The sequence below is a fragment of the Streptosporangium sp. NPDC051023 genome (assembly GCF_040689595.1).
Lineage (GTDB): Bacteria > Actinomycetota > Actinomycetes > Streptosporangiales > Streptosporangiaceae > Streptosporangium.
In genome coordinates, this window is record NZ_JBFBCE010000054.1 from 40,165 (window position 1) to 61,702 (window position 21,538).

Sequence of the window (21,538 nt, forward strand, 5' to 3'; positions counted from 1 at the left end):
TCACCGCGTCAGGAACTGGCTGTCGGGGTCGCCGTGGGGCTCGGCGGGCACGTGTCGTTGACCAGGGTGATCTCCACCGGCCGCTTGGGGTCCCACATGGTCCCCTCTCCCGGCCGCTGCTCGACCACCTTCATGCACTGCGAGGTGTCGACGTCGGCGCCGACGCTCGTCGTCGCCTTGAAGCCGGCCTTTTTGAGCACGTCCTTGGCCATCTCCGGCGTGAGGTACATGACGCTCGGCACCTTCTTCTTGGCGACCGGCGTCGCGGTCGGGGTGTGGGTGGGGGTCGAGGTCGGCTTGTCCGTCGGCTTCTCGGTCGGTGCCTCGGTCGGCTCGCCGGACTCGGTCTCCGTCGGAGTCGGCGTGGGCGTCGGCTCCGGTTCCTCGGTCTGCGTCGGCCGTGGGGACACCGGGGGGCGGGTCGTCTTCCTTGGCCCGTGGGTGCGCGGGGGCTTCGGGTTCTCCGAGGGATCGTCCGAGGTGACGACCGGAAGCGGTTTCGCCATGCCGTCGGTCCCGGTGTTCCCCGAGGCCGCCATCCCGTTGATCGCGACCGCGACGAGCCCGACGCATATCACGCCCGCGGCGGCGGACACGGCCAGCACTCCGCCCTTTCGCCGTGGTTTGCGCATGGCCCGGCGTCCGCGCCCCGCGGGGACCACCTCGGTGGCCGGGCCCTGCGGCGAGGTTCCGGAAGGTGATGCCGTCTGCGGGCCGCTCTGCGCCGCGGGAGCCGCCTGCCATCCCGTCTGCGGGACGGCGGCCTGCCAGGCGGTCTCTCCCGGCTCTCCTGGCTGAGGATGCGGTGCGGCGAGCGGCGGTACGCCCGCGACGCCGGCTTCCTGGCCGAGCGCTGCCTGCCTCGCGGCGATGCTCATCGCCGCACCGCTCGGGAAACGCCGGGCGGGATCCTTGGACAGGGCCCGCTCGACCAGGGCGCGGACCGCGGGCGGAACGTGCGGCGGCAACGGCGGAGGCGCCTCGCGGATGTGCTTGAGCGCGATGGTGACCGGCGTGTCGCCGTCGAACGGCCGCTGCCCCGCCAGGCACTCGTAGGCGACGACGCCAAGCGCGTAGATGTCCACCGCGGGGGTGACGGGCGCCCCCTCGGCCTGCTCCGGCGCGCAGTAGGCGGCGGTGCCCAGGACCATGCCCGCGTCGGTGAGCCTGCTGGCCGCGTCGGACCTGGCGATGCCGAAGTCGGTGAGCACGAGCGTGCCGTCGGCGCGGACCAGGAGGTTGCCCGGCTTGATGTCCCGGTGGACGATGCCCTGGTCGTGCACGGCCTGCAAGGCGGAGGCCGCCTGGGCGATGAGCTCCATCGCCGCCGCCGGGGCGATGCTGCCCAGCCGCCCGAGCAGCCGGTCCAGCGGCTCGCCGTCCACGAACTTCATCACCAGGTATGCCGTCGCCCCCGCGCCGGGCACCTCGTGGACTCCGTAGTCGTAGACGTCGACCACCCCGGGGTGGTTGATCGTCGCCATCGCCCTGGCCTCGCCCTGGAAACGCACCAGGAAGCCCGGGTCGTCGGTACGGCCAGGAAGCAGCACCTTGACGGCGACGGTGCGGGCCAAGACGATGTCCTCACCACGCCACACCTCGCCCATACCGCCGGCGCCGATGCGGGTATCCAGGCGATACCGCCCCGCCAGCGTCGTGCCTTGGGCCACCATGAATCCCCCGTAACCCTCTCCGCTCCCACCCCAGGGTTCTCAACAAAGCGGATTTGTATCGCGACAACGTCACGGCAAAGTAACGAAACCCTGTGTGCCGGACAGCTCATTAAAGACGCGTGCCGTAGCATCGCACAAATCTCAAAATCTTTGAGGTAATTGTACAGATTATGGGTTTACTGAGCGGGGCGCGAAGACCGAGGCGGTAACACGTGACCACCCGCACGCGGAGACGGCGTCAGCCGCTCAGCGTGCCGTGCTCGGCGCAACGCGCCGACCAGCCGCGCATGGTCACCTGGACCACCATCCGGCGGCGGCAGCGGGCGCAGTAGCGAGGGGGTTCCATCGCGCGGGCGGCGAGGCAGGCCTCGTGGTCACCCTCGCCCGCCGGACGACCGCAGTGGTCACAGTAGGAGGTCACAAGATCTGACCCTATGCTGACCCGCATGACGCTCGCTCCCGGTATGCACGCCCGGCTGCTCATCATGGTCGAAGGGGGGGACACCGCGGCGAAGGTCGGCAGCGGGGACGTCCCCGTGCTCGCCACGCCCAGAGTGCTCGCCCTCGCCGAACGCGCGACCGTCGAGGCGATCAGCGGCGCCCTGGAGCCGGGCCAGACCTCCGTGGGCACGAAGGTCACCCTGGAGCATCTGGCCGCGAGCCCGGTCGGCGCCCATGTCGAGATCATCGCCGAGCTCGTCGCGGTCGAAGGCCGTCGCCTGTCGTTCACCTTCACCGCTCGCGACCATGACACCGTCGTCGCGAGGGGCACGGTGGAACGAGTGGTCGTCGACCGTGAGCGCTTTCTCGCCAACCTCACCCGCTGACCGCCAACGCCACGCCCTCATCGGTCTCGACGGACCACCGGCGCCTCGACGGCGCTCTCACCAGGCACGACGCCTCTCACAACGGGCGAAGGGGCCGCGCGACGGCCCCTCGGACCCTATTCGATGACGGCGATGAGGTCGCCCCCCTGGATGACGTCGCCCTCCGTGACCTTCAGCTGGGCGATGACGCCCTCATCCTCGGCGATGACGGGAATCTCCATCTTCATGGACTCGAGGATGACCAGGGTGTCACCGTTCTCGACGATGTCACCCTCGGCGACGAGGACCTTCCAGACGTTGGCCACCATCTCAGCGTGTACTTCAGCCACCGGACACTCCCATCAAATTACTTTGATCCAACTGTGCCAGACGACGGCGGTCAGGACCTCATCCGGGAAACCGGCCCGGTGTCGTGGCCATGAGCGGGTCGTGGAACGGTGTGACGGATCCGACAGGAAACCACGGGGCGTGTCTAAAGCCGGTTGAGGAGGGTGAGTCTGTCGATGACGCGGGTCATGGCCTCGACGACCGCGGGGTCGTACTCCTCGCCCGCGCCGAGCCGGAGCCGTTCGAGGGCGGCTCCGGCTCGGTCGCGGTCGGTCGACCCGCCGACCAGGTCGTCGTAGGCGTTGGCCGCCTTGATGATGCGGCTGGCCACGGGCGGGGCCGCGGAGTGGGAGTCGCACTGGCGCCGGACGATCTCGGCGACGCGGTCGAGCACCCCGGTCTGCCGGATCACCTCCGCGCCCAGCTCGGCGATGCGCCTGGCCTGGTCGGGCTCGGTGAGCACCGTCGCGCCACCGGGGATCGGGTCGCGCAGCGAGAGCTGGCCGATGTCGTGCATGAGCGCGGCGTACTCCAGGTCGAGCAGCTCGGGCTCCGCCATCCCCAGCTCCCGGCCGGTCGCGACCGCCAGGCGGCTGACCCGGTGCGAGTGCCCCGGCTCGACGTAGCCGCCGACCTCGGTCACCCGGGACAGTGCCCTGACCGTCTGGAGATAGGTGGCGCGGATACCGGCGTACTTGCGGAAGGCGACCTGGGTGACGAGCAGAGGCGCCGCGAAGACCAGCAGCGCCGCCATGTCCATGCTGTGTGAGGCCAGCGCGAGCAGGATGCCCGAGGCGGCGACCGCGGCCCACAACGGGGCGACCGTCCGCAACTCATCCTGTACGGCGACGCCGAAGGCCGCACGCACCTGCTCGGCCCTGAGCACGGCAGCGAGCAACACGTCGACCAGCACCATCATCAGGATGAGCAGGGACATCACCCCGAGGGCAGGCCACCAGCCGCCCTCCGGCCCCTTCGCGAGGGTGAACAACGGCCCGGCCAGCGGGCGGTAGGCCAGGGCCAGCAGGGCTCCGGTGCACAACCTGCGCGCCATGGCGTCCGGGCTCGGCGGCCGGCCGACCGCCAGATGCGGCAGCGCTCCGGCGATCATGCCGACGGTCAGCACCGAGATGACCTGCAGCGCGGTGTGCCGCGCCGGGACGCCGCCCATGTCCAGCAGCAGTGTGTAGCCGAGCGCGGCGGCCGCGCCGATCGGCGCGACCTCCCTGTTGCCCGGCATCGTGAGCCTGGCCAGCTCCCCGGCCGCGATCAGCGCGCCGAAGCCGATGGCGATCTTGGGATCGAGCAGCCCGGTCGCGGCCGTGTGCGCCACCCCGGCGACCGCCAGCAGTCCCGCCGCGCAGATCAGCAGGAGCTGGCCCGAGTCGAGCCGTCGGAACGCCCGGGTGGCGAGGGCGGTTGTGGTGGTGCTCACCGCTCAGGCACCACCTGAATGGGCATGGTCGGGTCGTCGTGGTCCTTCGCGGTCGTCTCCGCCGGGTCCTCCGGAGGTGCGACGACCCTGCGCGGCGGCTCCCAGCCGTCACGGTCGACGGCCTTGATGAAGGCGACGACCATCTCCGGGTCGAACTGGGTGCCCGCGCCCTTACGCAACTCCGCCATGGCCACCTCCACGGGACGGGCACCCCGGTAGGACCGGTCGGAGGTCATCGAGTCGAAGGCGTCGGCGACCGCGATGATCCGAGCGAACTCCGGGATCTCCTCCCCGGCAAGCCCCATTGGGTAGCCCTTTCCGTCCTGCCGCTCGTGATGGTGCATGATCCCGGCGAACGCCTCGTCGAGGAAGTCGATGCCCCGTACGATCTCCAGTCCTCGCATCGGGTGGAGCTGGATGGCGGCGTACTCCTCCTCGGTGAGCGGCCCCTCCTTCTGCAGCACCTTGGTCGGCACGCCCAGCTTGCCCACGTCGTGCAGCATCCCGGCGTAGCGGATCGCCCTGAGGCGCTCGGAACCCATGCCGATCTCCTGGGCGATCATGCCGGAGGCCAGCGAGACACGGGTGCAGTGGCCGCGGGTGTAGTAATCCTTGGTCTCGACCGCCTGACAGAGCGCGGCGATCGTAGCGGCGTGGGAACGCTGCTGCGCGAGGTACTGGCCGAACGCCCAGCGGGCGACGAACAGCGGCAGCAGCACGAGCACCGCGGAGATCGAGTTGACCGTCGCCCACAGCCCGGCGATCAGCAGTCCGAAGGTGGCGTATCCCAGGTAGGACACCATGAACTGGGCCAGTCCTCTGAGGGGAACCTGGTCCGCCTGCCCGGTGACCACCAGGACGATCGCGATCAGGACGAAGTTGAGCGGCACGAAGACGGCCGCCGCTCCGACGAACGGCATGATCAGGGCGTCGAACCCGGCGATGTCCGGCAGCCTGGCCTTGCCCCCCAGCCATTCGTACGCCCAGCCCGCCGCGTAACCGCAGATGGCGAACTGGGCGCCGTTGAACAGCCGTTTCACCAGCGGCAGCCCGGGGCGCACGCTGAACACGGCTGTCATGCCGACCAGCGCGGCGCCCTGAGGCCCGACGAGCACCACCGCGGCGAGCGCGGCGGAGAAGCTGACCGAGACCGCCGCCTGTTTGACGTTGAGCAGGGTCGGCACCGACTCGCACACCAGGAACAGCAGGGCCAGCACCAGCAGGTTCGACCAGTCGGGCCACTCCAGACGACCGCTTCCCGCCACGCTGTACCCGAGCAGCGCGCACGCCACCCCGATCACAGTGACCAAATAGACCTTGGCAAACCACGGCAGTCCACGCAAAGCGGCCACCCTTGGGTCCTACGTGCGCGTGCTCAGGTCCAGGAGATCCCCAGATAAGCGGGACTGACCGTTTCCTTCAACATGCGCTGCCTCCATGTCGATTTCCCAACTCAGGCTACAGAAGCAGGCCAGACCCCGAATGGCAGACATGGAATCGCAAGCAAAGCGTAACCAATCCATCACCCCGCGCCATCACGGACCGCAGGACCTCCACGGTCCCACGAGAACGCGAACACGCGAAGGACACGCCCCTGTGGGAAGGGGGCGGACTACAGCGCGGCGATCCTGGCCCTCGCCCAGTCGGCGGTGATCTTCAGCCCGGCGGCCAGGTCCGTCCTGGGCCGCCAGCCGAGCCCCTCGAAGGCGGGGGCGGGATCGACGGCCATCGCCGGGAGGTCGCCGAGGCGGGCGGGGGCGGTGTCCGGCTCGTCAGGGGCGCCCGTGGCGCCGGCGACCAGGGTGTGCAGCGCCCGGTCCGTCGTCTCGGCCCCCGTGCCCAGGTTGAACCTGCGGCCGTTGCCCACGTCTCCGCACGCCCTGGCGAAGCCGTCGACCACGTCGTCGACGAACACGTAGTCGCGGGTCTGGGCGCCGTCGCCGTACACCACCGTCGGAGTGCCGTTGAGCAGGGCGTCGGTGAAGATGGCGACGACCCCGGCCTCACCGTCCGGCGACTGGCGCGGACCGTAGACGTTGGAGAGCACCAGCGTGGTGTAGTCGATGCCGTACAGCGCCTTGAACGTGGCCAGATAGGTCTCCGCGCTGAGCTTGGAGGCCGCGTACGGCGAGCGCGGGTCGGTCACCGCGTCACCGGGAACCGGGATGACCTCGGGCCTGCCGTACACGGCGACCGAGGAGGCGAAGACGACCTTGCGCGTGCCGCCGTGGTGCGCGGCGGTCAGCACGGAGGCGGTGCCCTCGACGTTCAGCCTGGCGTCGTGGACGGGGTCGGCCACGCTCTTGCGCACACTGATCTGCGCGGCCAGGTGGCAGATCACCTCGGGCCTGACCTCGGCGACCAGGCCGGTCAGGGCCGGGTCACGGATGTCCATCTCGTGCAGCGCGAAGCGCGGGCTCTCGGCCGCCGTGACCAGGTTGGCCCGGTCACCGCCGGACAGGTCGTCGACCACCGTGACCTCGTGACCGTCGGCCAGCAGCCGGTCCACCAGATTGGATCCGATGAACCCGGCTCCACCGGTGACGAGTATCCGCATGCCGACCCCCAGGTCTCTCGTGTGGCCAAAGCCGTAGGAGAGATCCTAAGAGGTCAGCCGGCCAGCTCGGAGCGGACCTGCTCGATCCGGCTGAGCACCTTGGCGCGGAGGTCCTCCGAGGCCTTGTCGCAGCCGCAGTGCTTGGCGATCAGCTGTTTGACGACCTGCTCGAGGCCGTACTCCTCGAGACAGGGGCCGCACTCGTCGAGGTGCACGCGGATGTCGACACAGTTGCCCTCGTCCAGCTCGCCGTCCAGGTAGGTGTAGACCTTCTCCAGGACGTCGCGACAGTCGGTGGCGTGGGGCTTTCCACAGCTCATGCGATCACCTCGCCAAAGAACTCGCCGTGCCTGTCACCGCGCTCGCTCACTTCGCACCCTCCGCGGGAACCAGACCACGCTCGCGGGCGTAGTCCTCGAGTTGCGTCCGCAGCTGACGGCGGCCACGGTGGAGCCTCGACATCACGGTCCCGATGGGGGTGCCCATGATGTCGGCGATCTCCTTGTAAGGGAAGCCTTCGACGTCGGCGAGGTAGACCGCGATGCGGAACTCCTCGGGAAGCGCGGCCAGGGCCTGCTTCACGTCGCTGTCGGGGAGGTGCTCCAGCGCCTCGATCTCCGCGGACTTCAGGCCACCGGAGGTGTGCGACTCGGCCCTGGCGAGCTGCCAGTCCTCGATCTCCTCCGCGCCCGACTGCTTGGGCTCCCGCTGCTTCTTGCGGTAACTGTTGATGAAGGTGTTGGTCAGGATGCGATAGAGCCAGGCCTTGAGGTTCGTGCCTTCCTGGAACTGGTGGAAGGACGCGAAGGCCTTGGCGAAGGTCTCCTGGAGGAGGTCTTCGGCATCCGCTGGGTTCCGGGTCATCCGGAGTGCCGCGGAGTAAAGCTGGTCGAGATAGGGCATGACATCCCGCTCGAACCGCGTGCTCCGCTGCTCCAGAGTCTCCTCATCTGTCGCAGGGACCGGACCCACCCCCTTAGGATCGCCGGAGTCCTGCTGACGCGGGACACCGTACTGAGCGGAGGATACCCGCTCAGCAGGGAATGACCGATCACCGGGGCGGACGACGGGTTCGATCAAGGCGAGCATCGGCTGGCCAACCTCCCGAAAGGATCTGCGTTGTCCGCTGCAACACCCCCGGCCGGTCATCTGTTCCCACAAGATAGAAGGTGACGAACGACCCGGTGCGGGGAAAAACATACGTACCGGTAGGTACTGGAGACCATCGGAAACCAGACGCCAGGAGCCGCTTGTGCTGCCCATCCCGGCCGAAGAGCTGAACGGCTCAGGAACGCTCGGGCCGTACTGGACCTTTTATCGCGCGGTCGCCGCCGAACAGCTGAGCCGTTGGCTGCCGGAGGGCCCCTCGAACATCCTCGACCTATCGGGCGGCAAGGGCCGCTGGGCCGCCCAGGCCGCGAGGGCCGGGCACCGGGTGCTCGAGGTCGTCGACTTTCGCAGGGCCGTCGAGGGACAGGCGCTGCACGACGCGTCCAAGGTCCGCCAGGTCCGCGCGGACGACCTGCGTTTCCTGCCCGACCAGAGCATGGACGCCGTGCTCGCCGAGGAACGCGCGATGTCGATCGAGCTCATGGCCGAGTCCGCGATGGGCGACGTCGCCCGGGTGCTGCGGCCCGGCGGACGGGCGCTGGTCTGCGTCGACTCCCTGGTGCTCGGGATGGCGATCCTCGCCGAGCAGAACTACTGGGCCCACCTGCGCCAGACGGACGAGGTCATGCTCGTGCCGTGGCCCGACGGAAGCATCACCCGCTGCTTCAGCAGCGGCCAGCTCCGCGAGCTGCTCACCGACGCGGGCCTGGAGGTCGAGTGGGTACGGCCCCGCACGGTGCTGTCCCCCTCGACGGTCGACCACGTGCTCGCCTCCGACTCCAGGGCGCTCACCTGGCTGGTCAACACCGAGCTTGAGGCGCACCCCGACGACGACGACACGGTGGGCATCCACCTGGTCGCGAGCGCCCGGCGGCCGTGTTGATTGCGACGCCTGGCGGCGTCGCGGGCTTGGGCGCTTCCGCGCCGGCACACCCAAGCCAAAATCAGCGTCTGCGCTCGCGTCTCGCCTGGCACTGTACGCAGCGGGCGGCCTCGGGGCGCGCCTCAAGCCTGCCCTCCGGCACGGGACTGCCGCAGTCGGCGCAACGGCCGTAGACCCCCTCCTCCAGCCGCCTGAGCGCCTCGGCGACCGCGCGGCGCTGTTCGGTCGCCGCCTCCAGCATGGCCAGATTTCGGTCGGCGTCGGTCAGGACCGATCCCGCGTCCGCGGCGGAACGGTCCCACCCGGTCAGTGAATCCCCCCGAAGGACCCGGATGGACCGGTCGAGCTCGGCGAGCATGTTCTCCAGACGCATGCGCACGGTCGCGGCGTCCACGAATCCGCACCTCCGCAAAGTGGGGGCGGCCTGTGAGGGGATTCCCCCGACTTCTCCCGGCAGGCGGCAAGATGATGGGATCTCTGCGCGATTACCTCGCCACCTTCGCCCGAGGTATCGCTTTCCTCAGCGGATGCCCACTCGCAGGGGTTTCTACACCGTTTACAGAGAGTTTTCAGAAGAGCGCTTGACCTTTGAGCTCTTCCTCGGGAAGCGGTTCCATGAGCTGGGGAGCGTTGTTGCGCACCGAGTTCACCGCGCTGGAGACCGGATACGCCGTCAGCCCGGCCGCGACCGCGGGCACCAGGAACTCCCCGGCCTCCGGCACTCCGGGGTCAAGCCACTCGGCCCAGCGTTCCCGCTCGATCAGCATCGGCATCCGGTCGTGGATGGCCCCCAGCTCGTCCTGCGCGGAGGTGGTGATGACCGCGCAGGACACCAGCCATGCGAGCGGATCGTCCTCGGCCCTGCCCCGGTCGCGCCAGAACTCGTAGATCCCGGCCATGGCCATGACCCCGCCGTCGGCGGGCCGGATGAAGTAGGGCTGCTTCTTCGGCTTCCCAGCGGTTCCCCCGTTTTCGAGCACCGCCCACTCGTAGTAACCGTCGGCGGGCAGCAGGCACCTGCGCTCGGCGAACGCCTTGCGAAACGACGGCTTCTCCGCGACCGTCTCCACCCGGGCATTGATCATCTTCGAGCCGATGGACGGGTCCTTCGCCCAGGCGGGGACCAGGCCCCACCTGACGACCCTGAGCTGCCGCACCGCTCTGCCGCCCGGTCCCGCCTTGGGCACTCGGCTGAGCACCGCGTAGACCGGTTTGGTCGGCGCGACGTTGTAGTCAGCCCCGAGCTCCTCATCGGCCGCCCCGTCCAGCTCGACCTCGAACTCTTCAAGCAGCTCCTGCTTGGGTCGCGTGGACGCGTATCTCCCGCACATATCCACCACCTTGCCACGCCTTCGAAGGCGCGGGGTCCTCGTCCCGGTAGGCTTTTGCCCATGTCCGCTCCGCTGTGGCCCGCACCGACCGCGGCCGAACCTGTCCACGCGACCGTCTCCCTGCCGGGTTCGAAGTCCGTGACCAACCGCGCGCTCCTGCTCGCCGCGCTGGCCGAAGGCCCCGGCGTCGTACGGCTGGCGCTGCGCAGCCGCGACTCCGACCTGATGGCGAACGCGCTGCGGGCGCTCGGCACCACGATGACCTCCTCGAACGAGAGCCCCTCAGGCTCGGACTGGGCCGTCACCCCCGGTCCCGTGGTCGGCGGGGCACGGATCGACGTGGGGCTCGCGGGCACGGTGATGCGGTTCGTACCGCCGATGGCGGCGCTGGCGGACGGCGAGGTGTCCTTCGACGGCGACCCGCACGCGCGCAAGCGGCCCATGGGGACGATCCTCGGCGCGCTGCGTGCCCTCGGCGCCGAGGTGCGGGGCGACGCGCTGCCGTTCACCGTGCGGGGCCCGCTGTCCGGTGGCGAGGTCACACTCGACGCATCCGGCTCCTCTCAGTTCCTCTCCGGCCTGCTGCTGACCGCGGCGCGCTTCGACAAGGGCGTGACCGTGCGGCACGAGGGGCCGCCGATCCCGTCGCAGCCGCACATCCTGATGACCGTCGCGATGCTCCGCGAGTTCGGCGTCCGGGTCGACGACTCCGAACCGGACGTGTGGCGGGTCGAACCCGGGCCGATCCGTGCCAGGGACTTCACCGTCGAGCCCGACCTGTCGAACGCCGCGCCGTTCCTCTCGGCCGCGATGGTCACGGGGGGCTCGGTCACCGTGCCCGGCTGGCCCGCGGAGACGACCCAGCCCGGTGACCAGCTCAGACAGCTACTGGCGGACATGGGTGCCTCGGTCGAGCGCACGCCCGAGGGCCTGACGGTCACCGGCACCGGGCGTGTCAACGGCATCGAGGCGGACCTGCGCGACGTCGCCGAGCTGACGCCGACGATCGCCGCCCTGGCCGCCCTGGCCGACTCCCCCAGCCGGATCAGCGGCGTCGCCCACATCCGCGGGCACGAGACCGACCGCCTGGCGGCTCTGGTCACGGAGATCAACGGTCTCGGCGGCGACGCGAACGAGACGGCGGACGGCCTGGAGATCAGGCCTCGCCCGCTCAGCGGCGGCGTCTTCCACTCCTACGCCGACCACAGGATGGCGACCGCGGGCGCGGTGATCGGGCTGGCCGTGCCCGGCGTCGAGGTGGAGGACATCGCGACCACGGGTAAGACCCTCCCCGAGTTCGCCTCCATGTGGGCGGACATGCTGCGGGGCACACGGTGAGACACCGATGAGACACCGATGAGACATGGCCAGACGCCCCGCCGGACGTACGACGGGGCGCTCGAAGGGAAACCCGGTGAGGTTTCGCGGGCCGCTCGGCCCGGGGGACGCCCGGCAGCGGCGGCCGACCATCGGACCGAGGGCAGATCGAGGCGGAGAAGCTGAGAAAGCGGGAATACGACGAGGACGACGTCAGGATCCGGCCGGGAAAGGGTTCCCGTCCCCGGACGAGGATTCGTCCTGCGCACGAGGACGCGGTCGAAGGGTTCGTGGTGGCGGTCGACCGCGGCCGTTACACGTGCCTGGTCGAGTCGGTGGGCGAGAAGGGCCGCCGCCGTAAGAAGGACAGGGCCGACGGTGCCGCCATGAGCGGGCGGATCGTGGTCGCCATGAAGGCCAGGGAGCTGGGCCGCAAAGGGATCGTGGTCGGCGACCGAGTAGCACTGGTCGGCGACGTCTCCGGCGTCTCCGACACGCTGGCCCGCGTCGTCCGCGTCGAGCCCCGCACCTCGATGCTCCGCCGTTCCGCGGACGACACGGACAACACCGACGGCATCGAGCGTCCCGTGGTCGCGAACGCCGACCAGCTCGTGATCGTGACGGCCCTCGCCGACCCGCAGCCCAGGCCCCGGATGATCGACCGGATGCTGGTCGCGGCTTTCGACGCCGACATCGAGCCGCTGCTCTGCCTCACCAAGTCCGATCTGGCCCCGCCCGACGAGCTGATCTCCCTCTACGCTCCCCTCGGCGTGCCGTACGTGGTGCTCCAGAAAGGCGGCGCCCTCGACGGCGTCAGGGAGCGCCTGCACAGCCGGATCAGCGTGCTCGTCGGCCATTCGGGCGTGGGTAAGTCCACCCTGGTCAACGCCCTGGTTCCGGACGCGAACCGGGCGGTCTCCCACGTCAACGCGGTGACCGGCAGGGGTCGCCACACCTCGACCTCCGCCGTCGCCCTTGAGCTTCCCGAGGGCGGATGGATCATCGACACCCCGGGCGTGCGCAGCTTCGGACTGGCACATGTCTCGGTGGAAACCGTCCTGGCGGGCTTCCCCGACCTCGTCGAGGGCACCGTCGAGTGCCCGAAGGGCTGCAACCACCTGGGTGACGAGTGCGCCCTCGACGCCTGGGTCTCGGCGGGCCACGCGGACCCGGCCAGGCTCGTCTCCCTGCGCCGCCTGCTCGCCAGCCGCGAGGGCACCCCCGACGACGACTGACGGCCACCGCCCCGAGGCTCCGCGCGAGCCCCACCCCGTGGCGAACGTCCCCTCCCCCGCCCCAGGCGGTGTCAACTGTCGGGGCACAAGGTCCAGGCGACGGTCATCGTCAACGGTTGGGGCGCAGGGTCCAGACGACGGTCATCTCGGAGACCAGGGTGCCGTCCGTGGTCCTGACGTCCACCGTGACCTCGAACTCGGGGCGCTCGCCCGCGTCCAGCCCGGCCACGACCTCCTCACGGGACGCCCGCAGGCGCGCCTCCGCGACGACCTCGCCCATCGCGGGCCTCACGTAACGGATCGCGGAGTTCGCGACCAGCGGGGTCGCCCGCGCCAGCTCGCCGGCGAAGGTGGAGAGCATCGCGGCTCCCGAGGCGGACTCGGCGAGAGTGAAGATCGCCCCCGCGTGCGGGCCGCCCACATGGTTGTGCAGGTCGGCGCGGTCGGGCATGCGCGCGACCGCGACCCCCGGCTCGACCCTGTCGAAGGCGATGTCCAGCGTCCGCGCGAACGGAACACTCTGCAGCACGAAGGCACCCACGTCGAACGTCATGACCGAATGCTACTCGTCGGTAACACCGGATCCAACGGATGTTTCACCAGCTATCCGATTACTGACGTGACGCGACACAATTCCGTGGCATGTTCCCCATCTCCTATAACCGACCACCGACGCGATAGCGTTGCCCAACGTGACGGGTTACAACGACGACCTGCGTCTCGCGCATGTCATGGCCGACGCCGCGGACGACCTGACCATGCGCCGTTTCAAGGCCGTGGACCTGCGGGTCGAGACCAAACCGGACCTCACTCCGGTGAGCGATGCCGACCAGGCGGTCGAGGAGGCCATCAGGAGCACGCTGAGCCGGGCCCGCCCGCGTGACGCGGTGATCGGCGAGGAGTTCGGCAAGACCGGATACGGCGCCCGCTCCTGGATCGTCGACCCGATCGACGGCACCAAGAACTACGTGCGGGGCGTCCCCGTCTGGGCCACGCTCATCGCCCTGATGGACCAGGGCCGGGTCGTCGTCGGCCTGGTCTCGGCTCCCGCGCTCGGCCGCCGCTGGTGGGCCGCCCGTGACAGCGGGGCGTGGACCGGCAAGAGCCTCACCAAGGCCACCCGCTGCCAGGTCTCCTCGGTCAGCCGCCTCGAGGACGCGTCGTTCTCCTACTCCAGCTTCGGCGGCTGGGAGGAGGCGGGCAAGCTCGAGGAGTTCCTCGACCTGAACAGGTCCGTCTGGCGCAGCCGCGCCTACGGGGACTTCTGGTCGCACATGCTGGTCGCGGAAGGGGCCGTCGACCTGTCCGCCGAGCCGGAGCTTTCCCCCTGGGACATCGCGGCGCTGACGGTGATCGTGGAGGAGGCAGGGGGCATCTGGACCGACCTGTCGGGAGTTCCCGGCCTGGACGGCGGCAGCCTGGTGTGCACCAACGGCTCCCTGCACAGCGAGGTCCTCAAGCGCCTCGGCGGCGGCCCGCTCACGCTCCCCGTGTAGAAGCTCGCGACCAGGACGGAACCGCCCACTCGAGGCACGGAACCGCTCGCACGAAGCGGAGTCGCCCACTCGAGGCACGGGATCGCTCGCGCAAGGCATGGGATCGGCCACACGAAGCGGAGCCACCCGCGTGAGGCAGGCGACCCGCCCGAGGGGGCGGAGCCGCTCGCACGGGGCACCGGGCCGCCCGCGGAGACGGAGCGCCGGCTGACACACCCGGCTCGGGGAACCCCGGGGCGGGACCGGCCGTCGCCCGGCGATCGCCTGCCGATCACCATCTGTTCACCCGACGGCCCCCCGCACTCCCGATCAGCCGTTCACTGTCCGCTAATGACCGTTCAATCCCGTTCAGATGGACTTCGCCCGATCTAGGGGCGTTAAGACCTCCACTACATGCTGGCGGAACGGGTTCCGGCCCAGGTCCCCCGCACGAACCCCCGCCTCCCGGGGGTCACCCACAGCGCCGGGACCAGGCCGGAGTCCCAAGATTCACCCAAGGGATCGCCACGACAGCGACCGGAGGCATTCATTTTGCGTTCATCTTTCTACCGGTTTTGAGTCACCTTGCCTGCCTACTCTCCTGAACGTTGAAGGACTTAGTGGGAGGAACCCAACCGTGAAGTATGCAGGCCGGCTCGCCGCGGTCACCCTTGTTGGCGCGCTCTCGCTCGCTGCGTGCGGCACCGATAACAACGGCAGCAGCCCCACCACCGCCGCTTCGGCCGCCGACCCCTCTTCGGGCGGTTCGAGCAGCGGGGGCCTCAGCGGCACGATCAACGCCGCGGGCTCCTCGGCGCAGGCGAACGCCATCGACGAGTGGAAGAAGAACTTCCAGCAGGCGAACTCGGGGGTCAGCCTCAACTACCAGCCCAGCGGCTCGGGCGCCGGCGTCCAGGCCTTCATCCAGGGCACGGTCTCCTTCGCGGGCTCCGACTCGGCGCTCAAGGACGACAAGGGTGAGCCCGCCCAGGCCGACGCCCGCTGCAAGACCGGCAAGGCGATCAACCTCCCGATGGTGATCAGCCCGGTGGCCGTGGTCTACAACCTGCCCGGCGTTGACAACCTGCAGCTGTCGCCCAAGACCCTCGGTGGCATCTTCGACAGCAAGATCACCAAGTGGGACGACGCGGCGATCAAGGCCGACAACCCCGACGCCAAGCTCCCCTCGACGGCGATCCAGGCGTTCCACCACTCGGACGAGTCCGGCACCAGCGACAACTTCACCAAGTTCCTGGCCAAGACCGCCGACTGGCCGTACGAGCCCGCCAAGGCGTGGCCCGCCGAGGCCAAGGGCCAGGGCGCCAAGGGCTCGGACGGCGTCGCGCAGGCCGTCAAGAGCGGCGTCGGCGCGATCAGCTACGTCGGTCTCTCCTACGCCGAGAACTCCGGCCTGTCCAAGGCCAAGGTCGCCAACGGCTCCGGCGAGTTCGTCGAGCTGACCCCGGAGAGCGCGGGCAAGACGGTTGAGGCCGCCGAGTTCGTCGGCCAGGGCAACGACCTGAAGCTGAGCATCGACTACGCCACCAAGGCCGCGGGCGCCTACCCGATCGTCCTGGTGACCTACGAGATCACCTGCGAGAAGGGTCTGCCCGCCGAGGAGGCCAAGCTCGTCAAGGCCTTCCTGACCTACACCGCCAGCGACGAGGGCCAGCAGGCGCTGAACGGCATCGGCTACGGCCCGCTGCCGGCGACGCTGATCGCCAAGGTCCGGACCGCCGTCGAGGCGATCTCCTAAGTCCATGGCGACTCCACTTCGTACTCGCGACGGCGGGTCGGCCACCGGCCGGTCCGCCTCGCGGCGCAGCCGAGGTGAGGCTCCCTTCCGCTACGCCTCGACGGGCGCCGGAATCCTGCTGCTGGCGATCATGGCGGCCATCGCCGTCTTCCTCATCGTCGAGGCGATTCCGGCCCTGCAGGCCAACCAGGGAAGCTTCTTCGGAACCCTCACCTGGACGCCGAACAACACCGAGCCCTCCTTCGGCATCGCGGCTCTGGCGTTCGGCACCCTCCTCAGCTCACTCCTCGCCCTGGTCATGGCAGTGCCGGTGGCTGTCGGGGTGGCGCTGTTCATCTCCCACTACGCCCCCCGCCGACTGGCCGGAATCCTGGGCTACGTCGTCGACCTGCTGGCCGCGGTGCCCAGCGTCGTCTACGGCCTGTGGGGCGTCATCTTCCTCGTCCCGCTCGTCCAGGGACCCTATGAGTTCCTCAACGAGTACCTCGGGTTCATCCCGCTGTTCGACGGTGAATCGGTCGGCGGTCACTCGATCATGACGGGCTCGATCATCCTGGGGATCATGATCCTGCCGATCATCGCGGCGATCTCCCGGGAGGTGTTCCTCCAGGTGCCGAGGATGCACGAGGAGGCCGCGCTGGCCCTCGGCGCGACGCGCTGGGAGGTCATCAGGACCGCGGTGCTGCCCTTCGGGCGTCCCGGCGTCATCAGCGCCTCCATGCTCGGACTCGGCCGCGCCATGGGCGAGACCATCGCCGTCGCCCTCATCTTTCCCGCGTCGTTCGGCATCAGCTTCCAGATCCTCTCTCCCCAGGGCAACAGCATCGCCGCCAACATCGCCAACGGCTTCGGGGAGGCGGGCCCGCTCGGACGCGGCGCGCTGATCGCGTCGGGTCTCGTGCTGTTCATCATCACGCTGCTGGTGAACACGGCCGCCCGCCTGATCGTCGCCCGCCGCAAGGAGTTCTCCGGGGCTGCCGCATGACCGCGATCCAGCACACGAGCGCGATCCAGCGCATCTCCGTGGGCAGACGCCTCAAGGACAAGGTCATCCAGGGGCTCGTCTACCTGTCGTTCGCCATCGCCGTCGTGCCTCTGGTCTCCGTCCTCTGGCTGGTGATCAGCAACGGCCTCGCCAGGCTCGACGTGGAGTTCCTGACCCACTCGATGCGCAACATCGGGGCCAGGGACGCGGGCGGTGGCGCCTACCACGCCATCATCGGCACGCTCGAGCAGGTCCTGCTGTCGTCCATCATCTCGATCCCCATCGGCCTGCTCACCGCGATCTACCTCGTGGAGTACGGCAGGGGCGGACGACTGAGCCGGGCGATCAGCTTCTTCGTCGACGTCATGACCGGCATCCCCTCCGTGGTCTCCGGCCTGTTCATCCTGGCCTTCTGGATCCTGGCTCTGGGCATGCCGTTCTCCGGTTTCGCGGGCGCCCTCGCCCTGTCGATCCTGATGATGCCGACGGTGGTCCGTTCAGCGGAGGAAATGCTCCTGCTCGTCCCCAACGACCTGCGCGAGGCCTCGTACGCGCTGGGCGTGCCCAAGTGGCGGACGATCGTCAGGGTCGTCCTGCCGACCGCGTTCACCGGCATCGTGACCGGTGTCATGCTGGCCATCGCCCGTGTCGCGGGCGAGACGGCCCCGCTGCTGCTCACCGTCTTCTTCACCGACTCCATCAACACCGACCCCTTCAGCGGGCCGCAGATGGGGTTGCCGCTCTATGTGTTCGGTCAGTCGGCCCGTCCCACGGACGCCGCCATCGACCGGGCGTGGGCCGGAGCGCTCACACTCATTCTGATCGTCATGCTGCTCAACCTGGTGGCGCGCCTCATCGGCTGGTGGCGCTCGCCCGCCAGGGGTCGATAGGAAGGAACGTCGGAAATGAGCCAGCAGATCCAGGTCTCGAGCCTCGACGCGTACTACGGAAAGCACAAGGCGATCGAGGACATCTCGATGACGATCGAGCCTCAGTCGATCACCGCCTTCATCGGTCCCTCGGGATGCGGCAAGTCGACCTTCCTGCGGACCCTGAACCGCATGCACGAGGTCATCCCCGGCGCACGCGTCGAGGGCAAGGTCCTGCTCGACGGGGAGGACCTCTACGCCGCGGACGTCGAGCCGGTCTCGGTGCGCCGCATGATCGGCATGGTCTTCCAGCGCCCCAACCCGTTCCCCACGATGTCGATCGCCGAGAACGTGGCGGCCGGCCTCAAGCTCAACGGTGGATACTCCAGGTCCGAGGTCGACGACATCGTCGAGACCTCGCTGAAGGGTGCCAACCTCTGGAACGAGGTCAAGGACCGCCTGAACAAGCCGGGAGCGGGCCTGTCCGGCGGACAGCAGCAGCGCCTGTGCATCGCCAGGGCCATCGCGGTCAAGCCCGAGGTCCTGCTGATGGACGAGCCGTGCTCCGCGCTCGACCCGATCTCCACCCTGGCGATCGAGGACCTGATGGCCGAGCTGAAGAACCAGTTCACGATCATCATCGTGACGCACAACATGCAGCAGGCCGCCCGGGTCAGCGACCGTACCGCCTTCTTCAACCTCGCGGGCCAGGGCCAGCCGGGCCGCGTCATCGAAATGGACGACACGTCTCGGATCTTCACCAACCCCACTCAAAAAGCGACCGAGGACTACATCACCGGCCGCTTCGGATAAATCAACTGCATAAGGAGGACCCGGGTGATCCAGCCGCAGACGGCACCCGAGGTGAGCGGGGACACCCGGACAGCGCCCCTGCTGCTGGTGGCGGATCCGGAATCGGCTTTGGTCCAGGGCCTGGCCAACGCCCTCGAACGAGAGGGAGTCGAGGTCATGGGCGTCACCGACGGCGCCCAAGCCTTGTTGCAGGCCGGGGCGCTCCAGCCCGATGTGGTGCTCGTCAGTGCCTCCCTTCCGGTCATAGGGGCGGTGGAGTTCATCCGCGCCGTACGACTGACACGGGCGGTGCCCGTCCTGCTGGGCGTGGGTGACAGTCACGCCGAGCAGGCCGTCCAGGCACTCGCGGCCGGAGCCACCGCATGTGTGGCCCGGCCGTACCGCGTGCCTGAGCTCCTTCCTCTGGTACAGGCCGCCTTCTCCGGGGAGTCTGGCATGCGCCGTACGCTTGTGGTCGGCAACGTGGAACTCGACGTCAACGCCTACCAGGTCAAGGTCAGCGGGCGGACCGTTCACCTGCCTCTGCGGGAGTTCGAGCTGCTGCACTATCTGATGCGCAACGCGCATCGCACGGTGACCCGCGAGCAGATCATGCGTCATGTCTGGAACTCGACGGACACCACGTCGACCAACACGATCGCGGTGCACGTCAAACGGCTGCGCGCCCGCCTCGGCGACAACGACGACCAGCTCATCCAGACTGTGAGGGGCGTCGGTTACCGGCTGGTCGACAAGAGTTCCTGACCCCTGCCCGATCATTCACCGGTCGGCGGGGCCTCCGCTCCTCCGCGTGAGTCGCCGTCCGCCGGCTCCTCACCGATCGCGCATCCTCGCTCGCCGCGGAAGGCGGCCAGGATGCGCCTGGCCGTACCCTCGGCCTCGGTGGCCTCGGTGACGCCCACATCCCTGCTCAGGCTGTCCTCGGTGAGGACAGCCACGGCGTAGTCGTGCCCCGGCTCCCGGATCAGGCCCATGCCGGCGCCCGTTGGCCGCATGACACAGCCAGCCGTTCTTCAGCGACACCCGGGCCCCCTCGCAGGCCACCGCGCTGATTCCCCAGCCCTGCCTCGGTGACGCCCGCCGCATCAGCCGGAGCACCCGCTCGCCCTCTGCCAACGAGCTCCGGCCTCTGACCAGCGCCCTGATAAGCCTGATCTGGTCGGTCACGGTGGTCTGCGTGATGCCGTACACGTCCACGCATCGTCCCGATGGGGCGTAGGTATTCCTGTCCTGCCACGCCCCATGATCGAGACTTATCGCACAGGGGCGAGAGCGGGAGCCGGCGCGAGGAAGTCCCGCCCGAACATAGAGCAAGTTCTTGAACACCGGCTCCTGGGACATCGATTCCTCAGCGAGCGTCGGCGACCAGCCTGGCGATGGACTCGTCGTCACACGTGGCCCAGAAGTCGCCGACCACGTCCTCAAGATGCTCCAGCGACTCGGCCCTGAAGAGAACATCCTGATATTTCGTGATGTCGTAGTGGGTGGTACCCATGTGAGCGAGATTCAGCGGCCGGATGTCCATCCCGCGGAACTCCTCGATCTCACCGTAGGAGGACAGGATGCCCGCGCCGTACGCCCGCAGCTCTTCCTGGTCGGTCATCACGCCGAACTCCAGGGTGAACCAGAAGACCTTCGAGACGAACTCCAGCGCCGCCTCGCTCTCGACCCGTCGCGCCGCCCCGCCCGCCAGACGGTAGAGCTGCGAGTACCTGTCGGAGGCGAGCGCGTTGGCGTGCCCGATCACCTCGTGGATCACGTCCGGTTCCGGCGTGTAGAGCGGGGTCGAGTGATGCCGGATGTACTGCGTCGAGTGGAAGAAACCGTCGGCCAGCACACTGTAGAACTCACGGAGCGGCACCAGGCCCGCGGCGGGGATGTAGCGGAACCCGGTCAGCGGCTGCAGAAGGTCGCTGACCTCCTGCAGCTGTGGGATCCGTTCCCGGGGCAGTCCCAGTCGCTCGACGGCATTCAGGTATTCCGTAGTCGCGTACACCCGGTGCTTGACCGCCAGCTCACGGCTGACCAGCGCCCACACCTCGTGTTCCTCCGGGGTGTACTCGGCGATGGGAATGGGCGTGCCAGGCACGTATCCGACCGCGAGCGCCGCGATGGCGTTGCGCCGGGCACGGTAGACCGGGTCGGCGAAGCCCGGATGACTGGCAGCGAGCTCGACCTCGACCGTGCCGTCGTCGCGAGTCGCCACCGGCGCGAAGTACTGTGCTTCTTCGAACATGTATGAAATGACAGCAATATCAGGAATCATTGGCAAGAGCGAGCAGTTTCGCTGCGCGGTTCGCGCAAGATCGTATGGTTGATGCTATCTATGACTGGTCATATCGCCTAGTCTGGTGCGATGCCCATAGACGGCCTTGACAGTCGCCTCCTGGTGACCATGCGCGCCAACCCCCGGATCGGCCTCACCGAGCTCGCCCGCCTGCTCGGCGTGGCCAGAGGAACGGTCCAGGCCCGGGTGGAGAAACTCATCAGCCGCGGCGTGATCGCCGACTTCGGCCCCACCGTCACCCCCGAGGGGGTCGGTTATCCGATCCTGGCCTTCGTCTCCCTGCAGATCGCCCAGGGACGTCTGGCCGAGGCGGTGGAGGCACTACGGCCACTGCCCGAGATCCTTGAGGTGTACGGCACCAGCGGCCAGGCCGACCTACTCTGCCGCGTCGTCGCCCGCAGCACACCCGACCTGCAGGAGATCATCGCCAGGATCCTGGCCTCGCCTGCGGTACAGCGCACTGACACGACCATCGCCCTGTCCGTTCAGGTCCCCTACCGGATCGAACCCCTGCTCCGCACTGCGCCGGCCAGCTGACCTCGGCGAGATACCCCGGAAAACGCAAAAAGGGCCACCCGAACCGGGTGACCCTCAAAAATGCAGAAGGAGGGCCACCCAAACAGGTGACCCTCCCTCAAAAGATTGTCCGGCGGCGACC

Annotated in this window: 24 protein-coding genes; 11 read left to right on the forward strand and 13 right to left on the reverse strand. The window is 68.9% G+C overall.

Annotation, left to right across the window (positions count from 1 at the left end):
• Positions 1 to 8: 8 nt before the first annotated feature.
• Positions 9 to 1,673 (reverse strand): protein kinase, encoded by a 1,665-nt coding sequence (locus AB0395_RS30230; protein WP_366286920.1) that lies wholly within the window; start codon positions 1,671 to 1,673, stop codon positions 9 to 11.
• 238 nt (positions 1,674 to 1,911) lie between these two features.
• The gene (locus AB0395_RS30235; protein ID WP_366286922.1) at positions 1,912 to 2,094 is read right to left on the reverse strand and encodes a hypothetical protein; all 183 of its coding nucleotides are present in this window, start codon (positions 2,092 to 2,094) and stop codon (positions 1,912 to 1,914) included.
• A 25-nt stretch (positions 2,095 to 2,119) separates the two neighbouring features.
• On the opposite strand from AB0395_RS30235, the gene AB0395_RS30240 reads away from it, so the two are divergent.
• Positions 2,120 to 2,500, forward strand: coding sequence for a hotdog domain-containing protein (locus tag AB0395_RS30240; RefSeq protein ID WP_366286924.1), 381 nt, complete (start codon positions 2,120 to 2,122; stop codon positions 2,498 to 2,500).
• Positions 2,501 to 2,616: 116 nt separating this feature from the next.
• Here AB0395_RS30240 and AB0395_RS30245 read toward each other — a convergent pair whose 3' ends face one another.
• From AB0395_RS30245 to AB0395_RS30270, 6 genes are all read right to left on the reverse strand, one after another.
• The gene (locus AB0395_RS30245; RefSeq protein WP_366286926.1) at positions 2,617 to 2,829 is read right to left on the reverse strand and encodes a biotin/lipoyl-binding carrier protein; all 213 of its coding nucleotides are present in this window, start codon (positions 2,827 to 2,829) and stop codon (positions 2,617 to 2,619) included.
• A gap of 143 nt (positions 2,830 to 2,972) precedes the next feature.
• Entirely contained in the window at positions 2,973 to 4,262 is a 1,290-nt protein-coding gene (locus AB0395_RS30250; protein ID WP_366286927.1) for an HD domain-containing phosphohydrolase, read from the reverse strand.
• Positions 4,259 to 5,614, reverse strand: coding sequence for an HD-GYP domain-containing protein (locus AB0395_RS30255; protein WP_366286929.1), 1,356 nt, complete (start codon positions 5,612 to 5,614; stop codon positions 4,259 to 4,261). The genes AB0395_RS30250 and AB0395_RS30255 overlap by 4 nt, the downstream gene beginning before the upstream one ends.
• A gap of 260 nt (positions 5,615 to 5,874) precedes the next feature.
• A complete protein-coding gene (locus AB0395_RS30260; protein WP_366286930.1) occupies positions 5,875 to 6,819 on the reverse strand; it encodes an NAD-dependent epimerase/dehydratase family protein in 945 nt (314 codons plus the stop codon).
• A 53-nt stretch (positions 6,820 to 6,872) separates the two neighbouring features.
• The gene (gene rsrA, locus AB0395_RS30265) at positions 6,873 to 7,139 is read right to left on the reverse strand and encodes a mycothiol system anti-sigma-R factor (RefSeq protein WP_366286932.1); all 267 of its coding nucleotides are present in this window, start codon (positions 7,137 to 7,139) and stop codon (positions 6,873 to 6,875) included.
• A 46-nt stretch (positions 7,140 to 7,185) separates the two neighbouring features.
• Positions 7,186 to 7,791: a sigma-70 family RNA polymerase sigma factor gene (locus tag AB0395_RS30270; RefSeq protein WP_366286934.1), complete on the reverse strand. Its 606-nt coding sequence runs from the start codon at positions 7,789 to 7,791 to the stop codon at positions 7,186 to 7,188.
• A 280-nt stretch (positions 7,792 to 8,071) separates the two neighbouring features.
• On the opposite strand from AB0395_RS30270, the gene AB0395_RS30275 reads away from it, so the two are divergent.
• A complete protein-coding gene (locus tag AB0395_RS30275) occupies positions 8,072 to 8,812 on the forward strand; it encodes a methyltransferase domain-containing protein (RefSeq protein ID WP_366286936.1) in 741 nt (246 codons plus the stop codon).
• Positions 8,813 to 8,873: 61 nt separating this feature from the next.
• Here the strand turns inward: AB0395_RS30275 and AB0395_RS30280 are convergent, their stop codons facing one another.
• Both AB0395_RS30280 and AB0395_RS30285 read right to left on the reverse strand, forming a co-directional pair.
• Complete coding sequence (locus tag AB0395_RS30280; protein WP_366286938.1) at positions 8,874 to 9,206, reverse strand: TraR/DksA family transcriptional regulator; 333 nt, start codon at positions 9,204 to 9,206, stop codon at positions 8,874 to 8,876.
• A gap of 175 nt (positions 9,207 to 9,381) precedes the next feature.
• Positions 9,382 to 10,143: an SOS response-associated peptidase gene (locus tag AB0395_RS30285; protein ID WP_366286940.1), complete on the reverse strand. Its 762-nt coding sequence runs from the start codon at positions 10,141 to 10,143 to the stop codon at positions 9,382 to 9,384.
• Positions 10,144 to 10,203: 60 nt separating this feature from the next.
• Here AB0395_RS30285 and aroA point away from each other — a divergent pair, with 60 nt between their 5' ends.
• Entirely contained in the window at positions 10,204 to 11,481 is a 1,278-nt protein-coding gene (aroA, locus tag AB0395_RS30290; protein ID WP_366286942.1) for a 3-phosphoshikimate 1-carboxyvinyltransferase, read from the forward strand.
• A gap of 161 nt (positions 11,482 to 11,642) precedes the next feature.
• Entirely contained in the window at positions 11,643 to 12,695 is a 1,053-nt protein-coding gene (gene rsgA / locus AB0395_RS30295; protein ID WP_366286966.1) for a ribosome small subunit-dependent GTPase A, read from the forward strand.
• Between the two features lie 109 nt (positions 12,696 to 12,804).
• Here the strand turns inward: rsgA and AB0395_RS30300 are convergent, their stop codons facing one another.
• Positions 12,805 to 13,248 (reverse strand): DUF4442 domain-containing protein, encoded by a 444-nt coding sequence (locus AB0395_RS30300; RefSeq protein WP_366286944.1) that lies wholly within the window; start codon positions 13,246 to 13,248, stop codon positions 12,805 to 12,807.
• 139 nt (positions 13,249 to 13,387) lie between these two features.
• On the opposite strand from AB0395_RS30300, the gene hisN reads away from it, so the two are divergent.
• The 6 genes from hisN to AB0395_RS30330 all read left to right on the forward strand — a co-directional run bounded on the left by hisN (position 13,388) and on the right by AB0395_RS30330 (position 19,337).
• On the forward strand, positions 13,388 to 14,191 hold the full coding sequence (gene hisN, locus AB0395_RS30305) for a histidinol-phosphatase (RefSeq protein WP_366286946.1): 804 nt from the start codon (positions 13,388 to 13,390) through the stop codon (positions 14,189 to 14,191).
• A 616-nt stretch (positions 14,192 to 14,807) separates the two neighbouring features.
• Entirely contained in the window at positions 14,808 to 15,926 is a 1,119-nt protein-coding gene (pstS, locus tag AB0395_RS30310; RefSeq protein WP_366286948.1) for a phosphate ABC transporter substrate-binding protein PstS, read from the forward strand.
• A gap of 4 nt (positions 15,927 to 15,930) precedes the next feature.
• Positions 15,931 to 16,911, forward strand: coding sequence for a phosphate ABC transporter permease subunit PstC (gene pstC, locus AB0395_RS30315; RefSeq protein ID WP_366286950.1), 981 nt, complete (start codon positions 15,931 to 15,933; stop codon positions 16,909 to 16,911).
• Positions 16,908 to 17,801, forward strand: a complete 894-nt coding sequence (gene pstA / locus AB0395_RS30320; RefSeq protein WP_366286952.1) for a phosphate ABC transporter permease PstA — start codon at positions 16,908 to 16,910, stop codon at positions 17,799 to 17,801. The genes pstC and pstA overlap by 4 nt, the downstream gene beginning before the upstream one ends.
• Positions 17,802 to 17,816: 15 nt before the next feature.
• Positions 17,817 to 18,593, forward strand: coding sequence for a phosphate ABC transporter ATP-binding protein PstB (pstB, locus tag AB0395_RS30325; RefSeq protein ID WP_366286954.1), 777 nt, complete (start codon positions 17,817 to 17,819; stop codon positions 18,591 to 18,593).
• Between the two features lie 24 nt (positions 18,594 to 18,617).
• The gene (locus AB0395_RS30330) at positions 18,618 to 19,337 is read left to right on the forward strand and encodes a response regulator transcription factor (protein WP_366286956.1); all 720 of its coding nucleotides are present in this window, start codon (positions 18,618 to 18,620) and stop codon (positions 19,335 to 19,337) included.
• A gap of 11 nt (positions 19,338 to 19,348) precedes the next feature.
• Here the strand turns inward: AB0395_RS30330 and AB0395_RS30335 are convergent, their stop codons facing one another.
• A complete protein-coding gene (locus AB0395_RS30335; protein ID WP_366286958.1) occupies positions 19,349 to 19,567 on the reverse strand; it encodes a hypothetical protein in 219 nt (72 codons plus the stop codon).
• A 374-nt stretch (positions 19,568 to 19,941) separates the two neighbouring features.
• Complete coding sequence (locus AB0395_RS30340) at positions 19,942 to 20,829, reverse strand: phenylalanine 4-monooxygenase (protein ID WP_366286960.1); 888 nt, start codon at positions 20,827 to 20,829, stop codon at positions 19,942 to 19,944.
• Positions 20,830 to 20,949: 120 nt separating this feature from the next.
• Between AB0395_RS30340 and AB0395_RS30345 the strand changes: the two genes are divergently transcribed.
• Positions 20,950 to 21,417 carry an Lrp/AsnC family transcriptional regulator gene (locus AB0395_RS30345; RefSeq protein WP_366286962.1) on the forward strand — a complete coding sequence of 156 codons (468 nt, stop codon included), beginning with the start codon at positions 20,950 to 20,952 and terminating at the stop codon, positions 21,415 to 21,417.
• Positions 21,418 to 21,538 lie beyond the last annotated feature (121 nt).

Bases quoted from the DNA above. Each gene is read 5' to 3' on its own strand.
- AB0395_RS30230 (WP_366286920.1), bottom strand. From the start codon at position 1,673: ATGGTGGCCCAAGGCACGACGCTGGCGGGGCGGTATCGCCTGGATACC.
- AB0395_RS30240 (WP_366286924.1), top strand. From the start codon at position 2,120: ATGACGCTCGCTCCCGGTATGCACGCCCGGCTGCTCATCATGGTCGAA.
- AB0395_RS30260 (WP_366286930.1), bottom strand. From the start codon at position 6,819: ATGCGGATACTCGTCACCGGTGGAGCCGGGTTCATCGGATCCAATCTG.
- rsrA (WP_366286932.1), bottom strand. From the start codon at position 7,139: ATGAGCTGTGGAAAGCCCCACGCCACCGACTGTCGCGACGTCCTGGAG.
- AB0395_RS30285 (WP_366286940.1), bottom strand. From the start codon at position 10,143: ATGTGCGGGAGATACGCGTCCACGCGACCCAAGCAGGAGCTGCTTGAA.
- aroA (WP_366286942.1), top strand. From the start codon at position 10,204: ATGTCCGCTCCGCTGTGGCCCGCACCGACCGCGGCCGAACCTGTCCAC.
- AB0395_RS30300 (WP_366286944.1), bottom strand. From the start codon at position 13,248: ATGACGTTCGACGTGGGTGCCTTCGTGCTGCAGAGTGTTCCGTTCGCG.
- pstC (WP_366286950.1), top strand. From the start codon at position 15,931: ATGGCGACTCCACTTCGTACTCGCGACGGCGGGTCGGCCACCGGCCGG.
- pstA (WP_366286952.1), top strand. From the start codon at position 16,908: ATGACCGCGATCCAGCACACGAGCGCGATCCAGCGCATCTCCGTGGGC.
- pstB (WP_366286954.1), top strand. From the start codon at position 17,817: ATGAGCCAGCAGATCCAGGTCTCGAGCCTCGACGCGTACTACGGAAAG.
- AB0395_RS30335 (WP_366286958.1), bottom strand. From the start codon at position 19,567: ATGGGCCTGATCCGGGAGCCGGGGCACGACTACGCCGTGGCTGTCCTC.
- AB0395_RS30340 (WP_366286960.1), bottom strand. From the start codon at position 20,829: ATGTTCGAAGAAGCACAGTACTTCGCGCCGGTGGCGACTCGCGACGAC.
- AB0395_RS30345 (WP_366286962.1), top strand. From the start codon at position 20,950: ATGCCCATAGACGGCCTTGACAGTCGCCTCCTGGTGACCATGCGCGCC.